The following is a 15,964-nucleotide window of genomic DNA, read 5'->3' on the forward strand; positions in this document are numbered from 1 at the left end:
CTCAGGCTTTGATTGGGGGCTCGTCGACGACGCTTCCCTGGCCGAGGAAGTCGACGATGTAGCGCGCGGCGACGTGTGCCTTTTCGTAGTGGATGAGGTGACCGACATCCGGAATCACGTGCAGTGTCGCGTTCGGCATCATTGCCTGCAGTTCCTCGAGCTGGGCGACCGACGTGATCGAGTCGTGCTCCGCGCCAATGAGCAGGGTGGGCACATCGATGTTCGCGCCGACGGTGCTGATGTCCATGCTGACCGAGGCGTTGAAGGCGTCCACGACGGTCTCGCGGTCGGCGAAGTTGCCGAAGTAGGTGTGGTGCTGGTCGTGGATCCAGCGGCGCAGCTCGCGGTCGCGCGTGCGGGTGAGCGCCGAGCTCATGAACTGCACGATCACCCAGTGGCGCAGCATCCACTCCCCCGTGCGACGGGGCAGTTTCATCGAGAACGCGTAGAAAGCCATGGTCAGACGGGTGAGGAAGGCGTTCGGGCCCTCGAGCGCGGAGGCCGCGATCGGGTTGACCAGCACGAGCTTCTCGGTCGAGAGCAGTCCGTTCGCGACGCCCCAGGTCGAGATGATCGAGCCGAAGGAGTGCCCGAGAATGATCGACCTTCCGGTCAGGCCGAGTGCCTCGATGAACTGGCCGAGCCAGGCCGCATAGCCCGGGATGTCGTGGCCCACCTCGGTGAGCGGCGTCGAATCCCCGAAGCCCGGCATGTCGGGACCGATGATCCGCACGCCCCGGAACTGCGCGATGACCGGCTCGAGGCCGTGGTGTTCGCCGCGGTAGCCGTGCGCGACGACGATGGTGACCTCGGCGTCTTCGGGCCCGTAGACCCAGTAGTGGGTCTCGCTGCCGAGCACAGTAACGACGTCGGTGGTGATCTCGAGTTCGTCGAGCAGGGAGGCAAAAGGCGAGTGAACAGTCATCGTTTGCAAGTCTAGGCTCGCGTTGCGCTACAAGCGTTTGCACAGTCGCCCCTAAGCTCGAATAAGCAGACTCGACTGGCGCCCCTCCCGGCAGCGAGTCGCTCACCGAAAGGAGCACCGTGACCTTCACCGCCCCCATCCAACTCCCCGGATTGGCCCTCGATCCCCAGTGGTATCGACGTGCGGTGTTCTACGAGGTCATGGTGCGGTCGTTCGTCGACAGCAACGGCGACGGCGCGGGAGACCTGCAGGGCCTGGTCTCCAAGCTCGACTACCTGCAGTGGCTCGGTATCGACGCGCTCTGGCTGCCGCCGTTCTTCAACTCGCCGCTGCGTGACGGTGGCTACGACGTCTCCGACTTCAAGACGATCCTGCCCGAGTTCGGAACCCTCGACGAGTTCCGCGACCTCGTGACCAAGGCGCACGAGCGCAATATGCGCATCGTGATGGACTATCCGCTCAACCACACCTCAGACGCGCATGACTGGTTCCAGCAGTCCCGCAGCGATCCGGAGGGTCCCTACGGCGACTATTACGTCTGGAGCGACACCGACGAGATGTACAAGGACATCCGTGTCATCTTCGTCGACACCGAGGAATCCAACTGGACCTTCGACACCGAGCGCCGCCAGTTCTTCTTCCACCGCTTCTTCTCGCACCAGCCCGACCTCAACTTCGAGAACCCCGCCGTGCAGCAGGAGGTCTTCGATACCGTTCGGTACTGGTTCGACATGGGGGTCGACGGTCTTCGCCTCGACGCCATCCCGTACCTGTTCGAATCGGAGGAGGGCAACGGCGAGGGTGAGCCCAAGACCCACGAATTCATCAAGCGCCTGCGCAAGATGGTCGATACCGAGTACCCGGGCAAGGTGCTCATCGCCGAGGCCAACCAGTGGCCGGCCGAGGTCGCCCAGTTCTACGGCACCGACGAGGAGCCGGAGTGCCATATGGCCTTTGACTTCCCGACCATGCCGCGCATCTTCTACTCGCTCCGTTCGCAGCAGGCCGGCGAGCTCGAGCGGGTGCTCTCCGAGCACACCCACATCCCCGAGGGGGCGGGCTGGGGAGTGTTCCTGCGCAACCACGACGAGCTGACCCTCGAGATGGTCAACGAGGAGTACCGGCAGGCGATGTACGGCTGGTACGCCTATGACCCGCGTATGCGCGCCAACATCGGTATCCGCAGGCGCCTCGCTCCCCTGCTCGACAACTCGCGCGCCGAGCTCGAACTCGCCCACGCGCTGCTGTTCTCGCTGCAGGGTTCGCCGTTCCTCTACTACGGCGACGAGATCGGCATGGGCGACAACATCTGGCTGCCCGACCGCGACTCGTCCCGTACGCCCATGCAGTGGACGCCCGACCGCAACGCCGGGTTCTCGACCGCTGACCCGGGCAAGCTCTACCTGCCGGTTGTGCAGTCGCTCGTCTACAACTACCAGCACATCAACGTGGAATCGCAGCTCGCGCAGTCCCGTTCGCTGCTGCACTGGATCCGCAATGTCATCCACGTGCGCAAGGGGCACCCAACCTTCGGACTCGGGTCGCTGCGGGTACTGAAGACCAATCACGAGTCGGTGCTCGCCTTCGTGCGCGAGTACGAGGGTTCGGGTAGCCAGTTCGGCGACATGCCCGAGCGCGTGCTGTGTGTATTCAGCTTCGCCCACAACCCGGTCTCGGTCACGATCGATGCGTCCGAGTACACGGGCCAGGCGCTGTACGACCTCTTCGGCGGCGGGCAGTTCCCTGATGTGGCTGAGGACGGCACGATCACCCTGACCCTCGGAACGCAGAGCTTCTACTGGCTGCACGTCGGCGAGGCACACTTCGCCGGTGGACGTGTGTGACCGGGTGTCCGTAGTGCACTCTAGGGTTGCCTCATGAGCACCCCGTGGTTTGAGAGTCTTGGCGTTTTCGATCTCGAGACGACGGGAATCGATGTGGAGACGAGTCGCATCGTCTCGGCCCATGTCGGCGTGATCAACGGACTTGGCGAGGTCGTCGAGCAGACCGATTGGCTCGCCGATCCCGGCATCGAGATCCCCTTCCAGGCGAGCGCTGTGCACGGCATCACCACGGAGCGCGCGAGGGCAGAGGGGCGTGCGGCGGCGGAGGTCGTGGCCGAGATCGTCGAGTCGCTGCGGGAGCTGTTCGCGCGGGGCATCCCGGTCACCATCTACAACGCGCCCTACGACCTGACCCTGCTGCACCGTGAAGCCCTTCGGTACGGCATAACGCCGCTCGACGGTCCGCTGCCGGTCATCGACCCGCTGGTGCTCGACAAGGCCGTGGACCGCTTCCGCAAGGGCAAGCGCACCCTCGAGGCTGCCGCCGAGTTCTACGGCGTGACGCTCACCGAGGCGCACGACGCCGGGGCCGATGCCCTCGCGGCCGGCCGCCTCGCGCAGGCGCTCGTGCGTCGCTACCCCGAGCAGCTCGATATCGACGTGGCCGACCTGCACGGACTGCAGGTGGGCTGGTGCGCCGACCAGTCCGGGAGCTTCCAGGAGTACATGCGCCGTGTGAAGGATCCGTCCTTCACCGCCCACGGCGGCTGGCCGGTCAGATAGGTACGTTTTCAACAAAAAAGGCGCCCGGCTTTCGCCGGGCGCCTTTTTTAGAGAACTACTACTGTCCGAAGCCCTTGTAGCGCGAGTTGAACTTCTCGACGCGTCCCGCGGAGTCCATGATGCGCTGCTTGCCCGTGTAGAACGGGTGCGATGCAGAGGAGATCTCCACGTCGATGACCGGGTAGGTCACGCCGTCGAGGTCGATCGTCTTGTCGCTCTTGACCGTCGAACGGGTCAGGAAGGTTTCGCCCGATGCGAGATCGCGGAAGACAACCGCGGTGTACTCGGGGTGGATGTCGGTCTTCATGGTGATTCCTTGGCTTCTTACGGAAATGGAGGGGACTTCTAGAAAATCAGGAGGCCTGCGCGCGCAGAAGCGGGAAGCCAAGGGTCAAGCCTACCAGAATCGGAGGCTGTGCCGGTATCTACACGCGGGTGTTACCGTGCGCGCGCCGTGTAGCGGCCGTCATTCTCCGTGACCTCGAGGTCGAGGCCGAACGTCGAACCCAGGTTCTCCGCCGTGATGACGTCGGAGATGCGACCGGATGCGGTCACCCGGCCGTTCGCCAGCAGCAGCGCATGGGTGAACGCCGAGGGGATCTCCTCGACATGGTGGGTAACCATGACCATGCCGGGCGCCGACGGGGCACTCGCGTATCCGCTCAGCAGCTGCAGGAGCTCCTCACGGGCGCCGAGGTCAAGACTTGCGGCCGGTTCATCCAGCAGTAGCATCTCGGGGTCGGTCATCACGGCACGCGCGATCTGCACCCGCTTCTGCTCACCGTCGCTCAGGTCGCCGAAACGACGGTTCTCGAGGTGGGCGAGCTTCCACTCGGCGAGAACGCGGCGGGCGCGCTTCACGTCGAGCTCTTCGTAGGTCTCGTTCCAACGGCCGGTGACCGAATAGGCGGCGGTCAGCACAACGTTCACGACGCGCTCGTCTGCGGGGATGCGCTTGGCGAGGGCGGTCGAGGCGAAGCCGATGCGCGGGCGCAGTTCGAAGACGTCTACCTTGCCGAGCTTCTCCCCCAACACCAGGGCAGTGCCCGAGCTCGGGTGAATCGACGCCGACGCGATCGAGAGCAGCGTGGTCTTGCCCGCACCGTTCGGCCCGAGGATCACCCAGCGTTCATCGCTGTCGACGGTCCAGGTGATGGAGTCGAGAATCCTGTTGCCGTCGCGCACGACCGAGACATCGTTGAGCTCTAAAACACTTGCCATGATGAGTCCAGCTTAGTTGCGGGTTACGCGTTTCACAGGAGCGACGCGTAGATCTCCCGGGTGCGCTTCGCGATACGGTCCCAGCCGAACTCGGCCTCGGCGCGCTTGCGGCCCGCCTCGCCCATGCGCTTCGCGTTCTCGGGGTCGGAGACGACCTCAGTGAGGGTATCGGCGAGGTCCTTGATGAATTTCTTCGGGTCGACCGGGGTGCCGGTGCCGTCCTCGAGCTGCTCGATCGGAACCAGTCGTCCGGTCACGCCGTCGTCGACGACCTCCGGGATGCCCCCCGTAGCCGTACCGACGACCGGGGCGCCGCACGCCATGGCTTCGAGGTTCACGATGCCGAGCGGCTCGTAGACACTCGGGCACACGAACGTGGTCGCCTGGGTGAGCACGGCGGAGAGCTCGTGCTGGCTGAGCAGGCGGTCGATCCAGACGACTCCGGTGCGCTCCTGCTGCAGGGCCTCGACTCCGGCCTGTACCTCGGCGAGGATCTCGGGGGTGTCGGGGGCGCCGGCGCACAGAATCAGCTGCACCTCGGGCGGCAACAGTTTGGCTGCCTCAAGCAGGTAGACGAGCCCCTTCTGCCGCGTGATACGCCCGACGAACACAACGGACGGACGTTCTGGGTCGATTCCCAGTTCCCGCACGAGGTCGGCATCGTCGACCGGCTTCCAGCGCTCGAGGTCGATGCCGTTGTGCACAACCACAACGCGCTGTTCGTCGAGGAAAGGATACGAGCGGAGGATGTCGCGGCGCATGCCGTGGCTCACCGCGATGACAGCAGCGGCTCCGGCAAACGCCGAGGCCTCGATCCAGCTGGAGACGCGATAGCCGCCGCCCAACTGCTCGGCCTTCCACGGGCGCAGAGGTTCGAGGCTGTGCGCCGTGACAACGTGCGGAATTCCGTGCAGGAGTGAGGCCAGGTGGCCGGCGGCGTTGGCGTACCAGGTGTGCGAGTGCACGAGGTCGGCACCCACGGTGTCCTGCGCGATCTCGAGGTCTACGCCGAGGGTGGCGAGTGCGGGGTTCGCCGCCGTGAGGCTCGGGGGTACGAGATACGAGGTGACGTTCTCCTCATCCCGTTGCAAACCGAACGCGCGCACGCGCACGTCGACGTCATCGCGCAACGCGCGGACGAGCTCGGCAACGTGCACTCCGGCTCCCCCGTAGACCTCGGGTGGATACTCTCGGGTAATTAGGTCGACTCGCATAGTCAGACGCTAGTACAGCCTCGCTCGCTCGCATACTCTGTAGCCATGGCGTCGAAGAAGATATTCGGAATTGTTCTCGCAGGTGGAGAGGGCAAGCGGTTGATGCCGCTCACCGCGGATCGCGCCAAGCCGGCAGTGCCCTTCGGCGGCGGATACCGCCTCATCGACTTCGCGCTCAGCAACCTCATCAACTCCGGTCTCACGAAGATCGTTGTGCTGACCCAATACAAGTCGCACAGCCTCGACCGACACGTGTCGCAGACCTGGCGCCTCTCCGGTCTGCTCGACGCGTACGTTGCCTCGGTGCCCGCTCAACAGCGCCTCGGCAAGCGCTGGTTCTCGGGTTCGGCCGATGCGATCCTGCAGAGCCTCAACCTGCTGCGCGACGAGAAGCCCGACATCGTTGTTGTGGTCGGTGCCGACCACGTCTACCGCATGGACTTCAGTCAGATGATCGAGGCCCACATCGCCTCCGGTCGCGGACTCACCGTCGCGGCGATCCGCCAGCCGATCTCCCTCGCCGACCAGTTCGGTGTCATCGAACTCGACGAGAAGGACCCGGGCCTGATCAAGGCGTTCCGCGAGAAGCCGACTGATGCCGTTGGCCTTGCCGATTCACCGAACGAGGTGCTCGCGTCGATGGGCAACTACGTCTTCGATGCCGACATCCTCATCGACGCGGTGCTGCGCGATGGCGAACGCTCCGACTCGAACCACGACATGGGTGGCGACATCGTGCCCGACTTCGTATCCCGTGGAGCGGCCGGCGTCTACGACCTCAACAACAACGACGTGCCCGGTTCCACCGAGCGCGACAAGTTCTACTGGCGCGACGTCGGTTCGATCGACTCCTTCTTCGAGGCCCACCAGGACCTGATCTCGGCGCTGCCGATCTTCAACCTGTACAACCGCGACTGGCCGATCTTCAGCCAGCAGCTCAACTCGCCGCCCGCCAAGTTCGTTCGGGATGCGCGTGGCTACCTCGGAACGACGATCGACTCGATCGTGTCCCTCGGTTCGCTGCTCTCGGGCGCGCACATCGAGCGCAGCATCCTCGGGCCGTGGACCACCGTGGAGTCAGGCGCGATGCTCGTCGACTGCATCGTGTTCGAGCGCGCGAGGGTCGGGCCGAACGCCGTGGTGCGTCGCGCTATTCTGGACAAGGACGTGGTGATCGAAGCGGGCGCCTCCGTCGGCGTCGACCCGGATGCGGACAGGGCGCGCGGCCTCACCGTCACCGAATCCGGCATCACCATTGTCGGCAAGGGAGTCCACGTCGCCCCGTAGGCGGCGTCACTGTTCCTCCCACCGACAGGTCTCCCCCGCATGGCGCGTTTTCTCGTAATCCTCGACGTCGACTCGACACTCATCGAGAACGAGGTGATCGAACTGCTGGCCGAGCGCGCCGGCACACTCGACGAGGTGGCCCGCATCACGCTCGACGCGATGAACGGCGAGCTCGATTTCGAGGCCTCGCTGCGCTCTCGGGTCGCGACGCTCGAGGGCCTTCCCGCCTCCGTTTTTGAGGATGTCGCGCCCGCCATCGTCGTCACCCCAGGCGTTCCCGAGATGGTCGCCGCGGTGCAGGCCGCCGACGGTCGCGTCGCGGTGGTGTCCGGCGGCTTCCACGAGGTGCTCGACCCGGTCGCGGAAGCGCTCGGCCTCAACTTCTGGCGCGCGAACCGGCTCGAGGTGGCCGATGGGGTGCTCACCGGAGGTCTCACCGGTCCGATCATCGACGCCGCGGCGAAGGCGGACACCCTGCGCGAGTGGGCTGCCGAGTGCGGCCTTCCGCTGCGCCAGACGATCGCCGTCGGCGACGGGGCGAACGACCTCGAGATGATGGCGATCTGCGGACTGGCCGTCGGCTTCGACGCCAAGGCGCCGGTTCGGGATGAGGCTCACGTGCTGCTCGACGTTCGGGACATGTCGCAGCTGCTGCCGCTGTTGGGGTTGCGGGGCTAGTGCCCCATGCCGAGTCCGCCGTCCACGGGGATGACGGCACCGGAGATGTACGCCGCGTCGTCACTCGCGAGCCAGGTGATGACTTTCGCGACCTCGGTCGGCGTGGCAAAACGCCCGGCCGGGATCGACTTCTTGTAGTCGGCCTGAGTCTGCTCGGGCAGTTCGGCGGTCATGTCGGTCTCGATGAAGCCCGGGGCGATGACGTTCGCCGTGATGCCGCGTGATCCGAGCTCGCGGGTGACCGAGCGGGCGAGTCCGATGAGTCCGCTCTTGGACGCCGAGTAATTGATCTGGCCGGCGCTGCCCAGCAAGCCGACGACACTCGAGACCAGGATGATCCGACCGAAGCGGGCCTTGATCATTCCCTTTGAGGCGCGCTTGACGAGGCGGAACGCCCCCGTGAGGTTGGTGTCGATGACGTCCGTGAAGTCGGCTTCGGTCATCCGGAGCAGCAGCAGGTCACGGGTGATGCCCGCATTGGCGACCACGACCTCGACCGGGCCATACTGCTCCTCGACGGCGGTGAAGGCGGCGTCGAGGCTGGCGGCGTCGGTCACGTCGGCGTGAACTGTCAGCGTGCCCTCAGGTCCCTCACCGGAGCGAGCCGTGACCGCGACACGGTGCCCGAGGGCAACGAATTCCTCGGCGATGGCCCTGCCGATTCCGCGGTTTCCGCCGGTGATTAGTACAGTGCGCTGCGTAGACATGTGCACCAGCCTACTGTCAGCCCGGAAGGTCTTAAGCTTGATACAGAGCGGTCCGAACGGACCCGGTGAGCAGCCTTCCATGAACAACCCGCAGTCGATCACCTCGCTTCCCGCGTCCCCGGCCGAGGACCGCAGGCGTCGCATGATCAACTATTCGATCGCTATGTCGATCCGCACGATCTGCGTGATCATCGGCATCTTCATGCAGGGTTGGTGGCTGCTCGTCTTCGTGCTCGCGGCGATGATCCTGCCCTACTTCGCCGTGGTGCTCGCCAACAACATCGCGCCACGGGGCGGCGGGCGCGTCGAGCGTCCGGGCGTCTCCGTGCCGCTCGCCATCGAACGCCCCGCGTCGTTCGATAAACCAGCGCCGTTCGAAAGCCCAGCGCCGTTCGATCGGGACCAGCAGTGATCGGGGAGGTCTTCGACGAGAACGCGGCTCCGCGCTGTTCGAGGGCGGGATGCCGCGAGCTCGCGTCATCGACCGTCAACTGGCGCAACCCGCGTATCCATTCCGAAGACCGGGTCAAGGTCTGGCTGGCGTGCCCCGAGCACGAGGAATACCTGAGGGACTACCTCTCCACTCGGGGTTTCCCCGTGCTTCTCGCGCCGCTGGGCGAAACCGTCGAGAGCGTACCCTCGTGAGCGGCTGGAGCTTCGCGCTCTCGCGCCGCTGGTTCGGCTATCTCGCGGTCGCCATCGTCTTCGCCATCGTCTGCTGCTTCCTCGGCTTCTGGCAACTGAGCCGTCGCGCGGACGCCCGCGCTGAGATCAACCGCCTCGACAACAACTACTCGAGCGACCCGCGACCGATCGCGGATGTGCTCGGCAGCCTCGACGCCTTCGAGGAGTCGCAGAAGTGGACGCCGGTCGAGGTGACCGGTCGTTACCTGCTCGACGAGCAGCTGCTGGTGCGCAACCGCCCCTACAACCAGAGCCCCGGTTTCGAGGTGCTCACTCCCCTGCTGCTGGATGACGGCACCGTCTTCGTCGTGGACCGCGGCTGGGTGTCCCCCGGTGAAAAGCAGGACACTCCCGACAATGTTCCCGCGGCACCGTCCGGCGAGGTCACGGTGACCGCGCGCGTCAAGGCCGGCGAGCCGGTCATCCCGGGCCGTTCCGCTCCCGCGGGCCAGATCGCGACGGTTCACCTCGAGGATGTCGCGGAGCGCCTGGACCGGCCGACCTTCACGGGCGCGTACGGGCTGCTTGTCGACGAAGACCCGGCACCCGCCGGTCGTCCGCTCGCCGCGCAGAAGCCGGAGCGGGATGAGGGTCCGCACCTCTCCTATGCCCTGCAGTGGTTCGTCTTCGCGATCTTCGGATTCTTCGGGCTCGGCTACGGCCTGCGCCAGGAGTACCGCGTGGTCAACGCCGAGGATCCCGAGGAACGCGAGCGTGCTGCCGAGCGTCTCCGCAAGGACCGCGCACGTGCCCGAACCGACGCCGAGATCGAGGACGCCATTCTCGATGGAGAACGCAGTCTCGACGGAGAACGCAGTCTCGACGAAGTCGGTCGCTAGGCCAGCGAGATCAGCTCGAGGTAGCCCGCGTTGTAGTGGTCTTCCGTGCCATCAGGCAGGATGAGCACCCGGTCGGGGTTGAGCGCCTCGACGGCACCTTCATCGTGCGACACGAGCACAACGGCGCCCGAGTAGTTGGCGAGGGCTCCGAGGATCTCCTCGCGCGAGGCGGGGTCCAGGTTGTTGGTGGGCTCATCGAGCAGCAGCACGTTGGCGCCGGAGACCACGATCATCGCGAGAGCGAGACGGGTCTTCTCACCACCGGAGAGCACTCCGGCGGGCTTGTCGGCGTCATCACCCGTGAACAGGAACGATCCGAGCACCCGACGGGCCTCCATCTCGTTGATGTTGGGTGACGAGGAGACCATGTTCTGCAGTACCGATCGCTTGATGTCGATCGTCTCGTGCTCCTGGGCGTAATACCCGACGCGCAGGCCGTGGCCCGGCTTGATGGAACCGGTATCGGGGATGTCGACGCCGGCGAGCATCCTCAGCAGTGTCGTCTTGCCCGCACCGTTCAGGCCGAGCACAACCACCTTGTCGCCGCGGTCGATGGCGACGTCGACGGCGGTGAAGATCTCGAGCGAGCCGTAGCTCTTCGACAGGTTCTCGGCCATCAGCGGGGTCTTGCCGCAGGGAGCGGGCTCCGGGAAGCGCAGTTTGGCGACGCGGTCGACCGCGCGCACCTCTTCGAGCCCGGAGAGCAGCTTCTCGGCACGCGCCACCATCTGGTGGGCGGATGCCGCCTTCGACGCCTTCGCGCCGAACTTGGCGGCCTGCGCCTGCAGCACGCCCGCCTTCTTCTCAGCGTTGACGCGCTCCTTCTTGCGGCGCTCTTCGTCGTCGGCGCGCTGGCGCAGGTAGTTCTTCCAGCCCATGTTGTAGACGTCGATGACCTGGCGGTTCGCGTCCAGGTAGAAGACCTTGTTGACGGTCTCCTCGACGATGTCGATGTCGTGACTGATCACGATCAGACCGCCCTGGAAGCCCTTGAGGTACTCGCGCAGCCACAGCACCGAGTCGGCGTCGAGGTGGTTGGTGGGCTCATCCAGAATCATCGTGTCGGCAGCTGAGAAGAGAATGCGGGCCAGTTCGATGCGCCGTCGCTGGCCACCCGAGAGCGTCTTGAGCGGCTGGTCGAGGATGCGGTCGGGCAGCTTGAGGTTGCTCGAGATGACGGCGGCCTCCGCCTCGGCCGAATAACCGCCGAGGGTCGTAAAGCGCTCCTCGAGGTTGCCGTAGGACTTCATCGCCTTGGCGCTGACCGCCGCATCGGGCGAGGCCATGTCCATCATCGCCTGCTCCATGCCGAGCATGATCGAGCCGAGACCGCGGGCGTCGAGGATGCGGGTGCGCGCCAGCATCTCTGGGTCGCCCGAGCGCGGGTCCTGCGGCAGGTAGCCGATCTCGCCGGTGCGCTCGATCTTGCCGTCGGTGGGCAGGGTCTCCCCCGCGAGCGTTTTGGTGAGCGTGGTCTTGCCGGCGCCGTTTCGGCCGACGAGGCCGATCTTGTCGCCTCGGGAGACCTGGAATGAGACACCGGACATCAGCATCCGTGCGCCCACTCGAATCTCGAGGTCATGTACGACGAGCACAGGCAGAGTCCAATGGTTGAAGCCCGGTCATCGGGCGAAGAAAAAAGAAGAGGGCCGAGAAAGCAGGGCTACATGGAGAAGCCGAGCGCACGCATCATGTCGCGTCCGTCATCGGTGATCTTTTCCGGGCCCCACGGCGGCATCCAGACCCAGTTGATGCGGAACGCGTCAACTACATTATCGAGTGCCTGAGCCGTCTGCTCCTCGAGCACGTCGGTGAGAGGGCATCCCGCACTCGTCAGGGTCATGCTGATGATGAGTGCGTTGTTCTCGTCGTCCCAGGTCAGGTCGTAGATGAGACCGAGGTCGACGATGTTGACCCCGAGCTCGGGGTCCATAACGTCCTTGAGCGCCTCCTCGACCTGGTCGAAGAGTGCCGGTGCGAGAGCGGTGGCCATGGTTCTAGGCTACGCCAGCGCCGGGTGCTTCTGACAAGCGCAGGAAACGGTCGTAGCCCTCGTCTTCAAGACGATCGGCGAGCTCGGGGCCGCCTTCTTCTGCAACCTTGCCGTCGACGAACACGTGCACGAAGTCCGGCTTGATGTAGCGGAGGATGCGCGTGTAGTGCGTGATGAGCAGGAGGCCGAGACCGGTGTTCTCCTTGGCGCGGTTGACGCCCTCGGAGACGATCTTGAGCGCGTCGACGTCGAGACCGGAGTCGGTCTCATCGAGGATCGCGAACTTCGGCTTGAGCAGCTCGAGCTGCAGTATCTCGTGGCGCTTCTTCTCCCCACCGGAGAAGCCCTCGTTGACGTTGCGCTCGGCGAACGTCTTGTCCATGCGCAGGGCCTCCATCGACTCGCGGATCTCCTTGATCCACGGGCGAAGCGCGGGCGCCTCACCGTCGAGGGCGGTCTTCGCGGTGCGGAGGAAGTTGGAGACGGTGACGCCGGGGATCTCGACCGGGTACTGCATGGCGAGGAAGAGTCCGGCGCGGGCGCGCTCGTCGACACTGAGCTCGAGCATCTCGACACCGTCGAGCTTCACCGAGCCGCCTTCGACGTGATACTTCGGGTGTCCGGCGATCGTGTACGCGAGCGTGGACTTGCCGGAGCCGTTCGGGCCCATGATCGCGTGGATCTCGCCCTCGTTGATGACGAGGTCGACCCCCTTGAGGATCTCCTTGGTGCCCTGTTCGGTCTCGACGCTGACGCGGAGATCCTTGACTTCGAGTACTGACATTTCTAGGCTTCCTGGCTTATCGGAGTGGCTTCGACGAACACGTCGCCGTCCACGATGGTCACGGGGTATACCGGTACGGGCTCGTACGCGGGAAGGGTGAGGGGCTTGCCGGTCGTCAGCTCGAACTTCGAGCCGTGCGCCCAGCATTCGAGGGTGTCGTCTTCGACGAAACCCTCTGAGAGCGAGATGTCGCCATGCGTGCAGGTGTCACCGAGCGCGTGCACGGTGCCGAGCGAGTCGATCACCACGGCGATCGGTTTGCCGTCGACGACGACACGCAGCGCAGCGCTCGGGGTGAGCTCCGCCTGCGAACAGACACGGGTGGCGGACATTACGCGGAGACTCCTGCCGAACTCGGGCCAACGGAGGTCAGGCTCAGTTCGGTCTCGATCGACTTCTGCAGTCGCGCTTCGAGGTCGGGCTTGCCGATCTTCTGGATGATTTCGGACAGGAACCCGAGCACCACAAGACGACGGGCCTCGTCTTCGGTGATACCGCGTGCCTGCAGGTAGAACAGCTGCTCGTCGTCGAAGCGGCCCGTGGCGCTCGCGTGACCCGCACCGGCGATGTCGCCGGTCTCGATCTCGAGGTTCGGGATGCTGTCGGCGCGCGTTCCCTCGCTGAGCACGAGGTTGCGGTTCTGCTCGTAGCTGTCGGTTCCGGCAGCCTGCTGGCCGATGAGCACGTCGCCGATCCAGACGGTGTGCGCGCCCTCGCCCTGGAGCGCGCCCTTGTAGTTGACCCGGCCGCGGGTATTCGCACCCGAGTGGTGCATGTACACGCGCTGCTCGAGGTGCTGTCCGGCGTCGGCGAAGTAGACGCCGTACAGCTCGCCGTCGGCGCCCTCGCCGTTCAGGTGCATGGTCGGGTTGATGCGCACGACCTTGCCACCCGTCGAGACGATGATGTGGCGGAACACCGCAGCACGACCGACGGTCGCCACGTGGGTCGCGAGGTGGATGGCGTCATCCGCCCACTCCTGAACGGAGACCACTGTCAGGTTCGCGTTGTCACCGACCACGATCTCGATGTTCTCGCTGAGAAGGGCCTTGCCCGTGTTCTGCAGGATGACGAGACCGGTGCTGCCGGGCTCCGCGGTGATGACGGTGTGCGCCGCGCGGGCCGTGGGCCCGAATGCGGAGCGGGTGATCGTGAGTTCGGCCGGCTCGTCGCCGCGATCGGTGTTCGCGGTCACGGTGACGGCGAGAACGTTCTCAACGCTCCCCCACGCGTTGGCCGAGGACTTCTCCTCGGCGGTCGCGGCGGAGCCGACGCGGGCGTCATCCGGAGCCACCCACTCGGCGCGCACGCCGGCGGACTCCATCGACAGGTACTCGTACGGCGAACCGTCCAGCTCGCCGTCGATGAGCGGGCGGATCAGGTCGACCGGGCTGTGCTTCCACTCGAGCTCGCGACCGGTGACGGCCGGGTACTCGGAATGCTTGTTCGAGGCGAATCGCTTCGAACGGGTCTGCACGGGGACAACGCGGTCTGCGTTGCCCCAGCCTCCGTCGGAGTGCGCCTTGGCGCCGTGCTGTACTTCAGTTTCGGGTGTTGCGACGGTCATCTAGCCGACACTGCCTTCCATGCTCATCTCGATGAGCTTGTTGAGTTCGAGGGCGTACTCCATCGGGAGTTCGCGGGCGATGGGCTCGATGAAGCCACGGACGATCATCGCCATGGCCTCGTCTTCGGGCATACCGCGGGACTGCAGGTAGAAGAGCTGCTCGGCGCTCACGCGTGACACGGTCGCCTCGTGACCGAGCTGCACGTCATCCACCCGGATGTCGATCGCCGGGTAGGTGTCGGAGCGCGAGATCGTGTCGACCAGGAGCGCGTCGCAACGCACGGTGTTCGCGGAATGGTGCGCATTGGCATCCACTCGCACCTCACCGCGGTAGCCCGCCCGACCGCCGCCACGGGCGATGGACTTCGAGACGATGGACGACGTCGTGTACGGCGCCATGTGGATCATCTTCGCGCCGGCGTCCTGGTGCTGGCCCGGGCCCGCGAAGGCGACGGAGAGCGTCTCACCCTTGGCGTGCTCGCCGACGAGGTAGATCGACGGGTACTTCATGGTGACCTTGGAGCCGATGTTGCCGTCGATCCACTCCATGGTGGCGCCCTCGTGCGCGATCGCGCGCTTGGTGACCAGGTTGTAGACGTTGTTCGACCAGTTCTGGATCGTCGTGTAGCGAACGCGCGCGTTCTTCTTCACCACGATCTCGACGACGGCCGAGTGCAGCGAGTCCGACTTGTAGATCGGGGCCGTGCAGCCCTCGATGTAGTGCACGTACGAGCCCTCGTCCGCAATGATCAGAGTGCGTTCGAACTGGCCCATGTTCTCGGTGTTGATGCGGAAGTAGGCCTGCAGTGGGATCTCGACGTGCACGCCGGGCGGCACGTAGACGAAGGATCCGCCCGACCAGACGGCCGTGTTGAGAGCCGCGAACTTGTTGTCGCCGGCGGGGATGACGGTGCCGAAGTACTCCTCGAAGAACTCGGGGTGCTCCTTCAGGGCCGTGTCGGTGTCCATGAAGATGACGCCCTGCGCCTCGAGCTCCTCGTTGATCGTGTGGTAAACGACCTCGGACTCGTACTGCGCGGCGACGCCGGAGACGAGGCGCTGGCGCTCGGCCTCGGGGATACCCAGCTTCTCGTAGGTGTCCTTGATGTCGTCGGGGAGGTCTTCCCAGGTCTGCGCCTGCTTCTCGGTGGAGCGCACGAAGTACTTGATGTTGTCGAAATCGATGCCCGACAGGTCGGCACCCCACGTCGGCATGGGCTTCATCCCGAAGAGCTTGAGGCCCTTGAGGCGGAGTTTAAGCATGGATTCGGGCTCGTTTTTGAGCGCGGAGATGTCGCGGACTACTTCTTCGTTGACCCCGCGGCGAGCGGAAGCTCCAGCCGCATCGGAGTCAGACCAGCCGAATTCGTATTGCCCAAGACCATTCAGCTCGGGGCGGTCGATCAGCACGTCAGACATAGTTACCTCTTTCCTTAGTCGTCCCAACCTCGGTGGCTCGGACGACATTCCCTCGCACAGTGATAACCGGGGCTTTGCT

The 15,964-nt window shown here is 65.2% G+C and carries 18 protein-coding genes; 7 read left to right on the forward strand and 11 right to left on the reverse strand.

The window, feature by feature from the left end; translation table 11 throughout:
• Position 1: 1 nt before the first annotated feature.
• Entirely contained in the window at positions 2 to 925 is a 924-nt protein-coding gene (locus EYE40_RS04245) for an alpha/beta fold hydrolase (protein ID WP_130980779.1), read from the reverse strand.
• A 119-nt stretch (positions 926 to 1,044) separates the two neighbouring features.
• Here EYE40_RS04245 and treS point away from each other — a divergent pair, with 119 nt between their 5' ends.
• Positions 1,045 to 2,769, forward strand: coding sequence for a maltose alpha-D-glucosyltransferase (treS, locus tag EYE40_RS04250; protein WP_130980780.1), 1,725 nt, complete (start codon positions 1,045 to 1,047; stop codon positions 2,767 to 2,769).
• Positions 2,770 to 2,802: 33 nt separating this feature from the next.
• Entirely contained in the window at positions 2,803 to 3,492 is a 690-nt protein-coding gene (locus EYE40_RS04255) for an exonuclease domain-containing protein (protein ID WP_130980781.1), read from the forward strand.
• A 58-nt stretch (positions 3,493 to 3,550) separates the two neighbouring features.
• Here the strand turns inward: EYE40_RS04255 and EYE40_RS04260 are convergent, their stop codons facing one another.
• From EYE40_RS04260 to glgA, 3 genes are all read right to left on the reverse strand, one after another.
• The gene (locus EYE40_RS04260; protein WP_130980782.1) at positions 3,551 to 3,799 is read right to left on the reverse strand and encodes a type B 50S ribosomal protein L31; all 249 of its coding nucleotides are present in this window, start codon (positions 3,797 to 3,799) and stop codon (positions 3,551 to 3,553) included.
• A 131-nt stretch (positions 3,800 to 3,930) separates the two neighbouring features.
• Entirely contained in the window at positions 3,931 to 4,713 is a 783-nt protein-coding gene (locus EYE40_RS04265; RefSeq protein ID WP_130980783.1) for an ABC transporter ATP-binding protein, read from the reverse strand.
• A 32-nt stretch (positions 4,714 to 4,745) separates the two neighbouring features.
• The gene (glgA, locus tag EYE40_RS04270) at positions 4,746 to 5,927 is read right to left on the reverse strand and encodes a glycogen synthase (protein WP_130980784.1); all 1,182 of its coding nucleotides are present in this window, start codon (positions 5,925 to 5,927) and stop codon (positions 4,746 to 4,748) included.
• 45 nt (positions 5,928 to 5,972) lie between these two features.
• On the opposite strand from glgA, the gene EYE40_RS04275 reads away from it, so the two are divergent.
• Entirely contained in the window at positions 5,973 to 7,214 is a 1,242-nt protein-coding gene (locus EYE40_RS04275) for a glucose-1-phosphate adenylyltransferase (RefSeq protein WP_130980785.1), read from the forward strand.
• Positions 7,215 to 7,253: 39 nt separating this feature from the next.
• Complete coding sequence (serB, locus tag EYE40_RS04280) at positions 7,254 to 7,892, forward strand: phosphoserine phosphatase SerB (RefSeq protein WP_130980786.1); 639 nt, start codon at positions 7,254 to 7,256, stop codon at positions 7,890 to 7,892.
• Here serB and fabG read toward each other — a convergent pair.
• Positions 7,889 to 8,599, reverse strand: coding sequence for a 3-oxoacyl-ACP reductase FabG (gene fabG, locus EYE40_RS04285; protein WP_130980787.1), 711 nt, complete (start codon positions 8,597 to 8,599; stop codon positions 7,889 to 7,891). The genes serB and fabG overlap by 4 nt on opposite strands.
• A 79-nt stretch (positions 8,600 to 8,678) precedes the next feature.
• On the opposite strand from fabG, the gene EYE40_RS04290 reads away from it, so the two are divergent.
• The 3 genes from EYE40_RS04290 to EYE40_RS04300 are packed head-to-tail and all read left to right on the forward strand — an operon-like array spanning position 8,679 to position 10,122.
• Positions 8,679 to 9,011 carry a DUF3099 domain-containing protein gene (locus EYE40_RS04290; RefSeq protein ID WP_130980788.1) on the forward strand — a complete coding sequence of 111 codons (333 nt, stop codon included), beginning with the start codon at positions 8,679 to 8,681 and terminating at the stop codon, positions 9,009 to 9,011.
• Positions 9,008 to 9,244 (forward strand): hypothetical protein, encoded by a 237-nt coding sequence (locus EYE40_RS04295; RefSeq protein ID WP_240034711.1) that lies wholly within the window; start codon positions 9,008 to 9,010, stop codon positions 9,242 to 9,244. The genes EYE40_RS04290 and EYE40_RS04295 overlap by 4 nt, the downstream gene beginning before the upstream one ends.
• Positions 9,241 to 10,122 carry an SURF1 family cytochrome oxidase biogenesis protein gene (locus EYE40_RS04300; RefSeq protein WP_130980789.1) on the forward strand — a complete coding sequence of 294 codons (882 nt, stop codon included), beginning with the start codon at positions 9,241 to 9,243 and terminating at the stop codon, positions 10,120 to 10,122. Before EYE40_RS04295 ends, EYE40_RS04300 begins: the two co-directional genes overlap by 4 nt.
• Here EYE40_RS04300 and EYE40_RS04305 read toward each other — a convergent pair.
• The 6 genes from EYE40_RS04305 to sufB all read right to left on the reverse strand — a co-directional run bounded on the left by EYE40_RS04305 (position 10,119) and on the right by sufB (position 15,885).
• A complete protein-coding gene (locus EYE40_RS04305) occupies positions 10,119 to 11,717 on the reverse strand; it encodes an ABC-F family ATP-binding cassette domain-containing protein (RefSeq protein WP_130980790.1) in 1,599 nt (532 codons plus the stop codon). The two genes, EYE40_RS04300 and EYE40_RS04305, sit on opposite strands and share 4 nt — an antisense overlap.
• A gap of 68 nt (positions 11,718 to 11,785) precedes the next feature.
• Positions 11,786 to 12,115: a metal-sulfur cluster assembly factor gene (locus EYE40_RS04310; RefSeq protein WP_130980791.1), complete on the reverse strand. Its 330-nt coding sequence runs from the start codon at positions 12,113 to 12,115 to the stop codon at positions 11,786 to 11,788.
• A gap of 4 nt (positions 12,116 to 12,119) precedes the next feature.
• On the reverse strand, positions 12,120 to 12,899 hold the full coding sequence (sufC, locus tag EYE40_RS04315; protein WP_130980792.1) for a Fe-S cluster assembly ATPase SufC: 780 nt from the start codon (positions 12,897 to 12,899) through the stop codon (positions 12,120 to 12,122).
• A 2-nt stretch (positions 12,900 to 12,901) separates the two neighbouring features.
• On the reverse strand, positions 12,902 to 13,231 hold the full coding sequence (locus EYE40_RS04320) for a non-heme iron oxygenase ferredoxin subunit (RefSeq protein ID WP_130980793.1): 330 nt from the start codon (positions 13,229 to 13,231) through the stop codon (positions 12,902 to 12,904).
• Positions 13,231 to 14,466, reverse strand: a complete 1,236-nt coding sequence (gene sufD / locus EYE40_RS04325) for a Fe-S cluster assembly protein SufD (protein WP_130980794.1) — start codon at positions 14,464 to 14,466, stop codon at positions 13,231 to 13,233. Before sufD ends, EYE40_RS04320 begins: the two co-directional genes overlap by 1 nt.
• Entirely contained in the window at positions 14,467 to 15,885 is a 1,419-nt protein-coding gene (sufB, locus tag EYE40_RS04330; protein WP_130980795.1) for a Fe-S cluster assembly protein SufB, read from the reverse strand. It lies immediately after the preceding gene.
• Positions 15,886 to 15,964 lie beyond the last annotated feature (79 nt).

The sequence above is a fragment of the Glaciihabitans arcticus genome (assembly GCF_004310685.1).
Taxonomy (GTDB): Bacteria; Actinomycetota; Actinomycetes; order Actinomycetales; family Microbacteriaceae; genus Conyzicola; species Conyzicola arctica.

Coding starts and splice junctions, on each gene's coding strand:
- sufD (WP_130980794.1), bottom strand. CDS start 14,466: ATGACCGTCGCAACACCCGAAACTGAAGTACAGCACGGCGCCAAGGCG.
- glgA (WP_130980784.1), bottom strand. CDS start 5,927: ATGCGAGTCGACCTAATTACCCGAGAGTATCCACCCGAGGTCTACGGG.
- EYE40_RS04275 (WP_130980785.1), top strand. CDS start 5,973: ATGGCGTCGAAGAAGATATTCGGAATTGTTCTCGCAGGTGGAGAGGGC.
- fabG (WP_130980787.1), bottom strand. CDS start 8,599: ATGTCTACGCAGCGCACTGTACTAATCACCGGCGGAAACCGCGGAATC.
- sufB (WP_130980795.1), bottom strand. CDS start 15,885: ATGTCTGACGTGCTGATCGACCGCCCCGAGCTGAATGGTCTTGGGCAA.
- serB (WP_130980786.1), top strand. CDS start 7,254: ATGGCGCGTTTTCTCGTAATCCTCGACGTCGACTCGACACTCATCGAG.
- EYE40_RS04255 (WP_130980781.1), top strand. CDS start 2,803: ATGAGCACCCCGTGGTTTGAGAGTCTTGGCGTTTTCGATCTCGAGACG.
- EYE40_RS04260 (WP_130980782.1), bottom strand. CDS start 3,799: ATGAAGACCGACATCCACCCCGAGTACACCGCGGTTGTCTTCCGCGAT.
- EYE40_RS04310 (WP_130980791.1), bottom strand. CDS start 12,115: ATGGCCACCGCTCTCGCACCGGCACTCTTCGACCAGGTCGAGGAGGCG.
- EYE40_RS04265 (WP_130980783.1), bottom strand. CDS start 4,713: ATGGCAAGTGTTTTAGAGCTCAACGATGTCTCGGTCGTGCGCGACGGC.
- EYE40_RS04245 (WP_130980779.1), bottom strand. CDS start 925: ATGACTGTTCACTCGCCTTTTGCCTCCCTGCTCGACGAACTCGAGATC.
- EYE40_RS04320 (WP_130980793.1), bottom strand. CDS start 13,231: ATGTCCGCCACCCGTGTCTGTTCGCAGGCGGAGCTCACCCCGAGCGCT.
- EYE40_RS04290 (WP_130980788.1), top strand. CDS start 8,679: ATGAACAACCCGCAGTCGATCACCTCGCTTCCCGCGTCCCCGGCCGAG.
- sufC (WP_130980792.1), bottom strand. CDS start 12,899: ATGTCAGTACTCGAAGTCAAGGATCTCCGCGTCAGCGTCGAGACCGAA.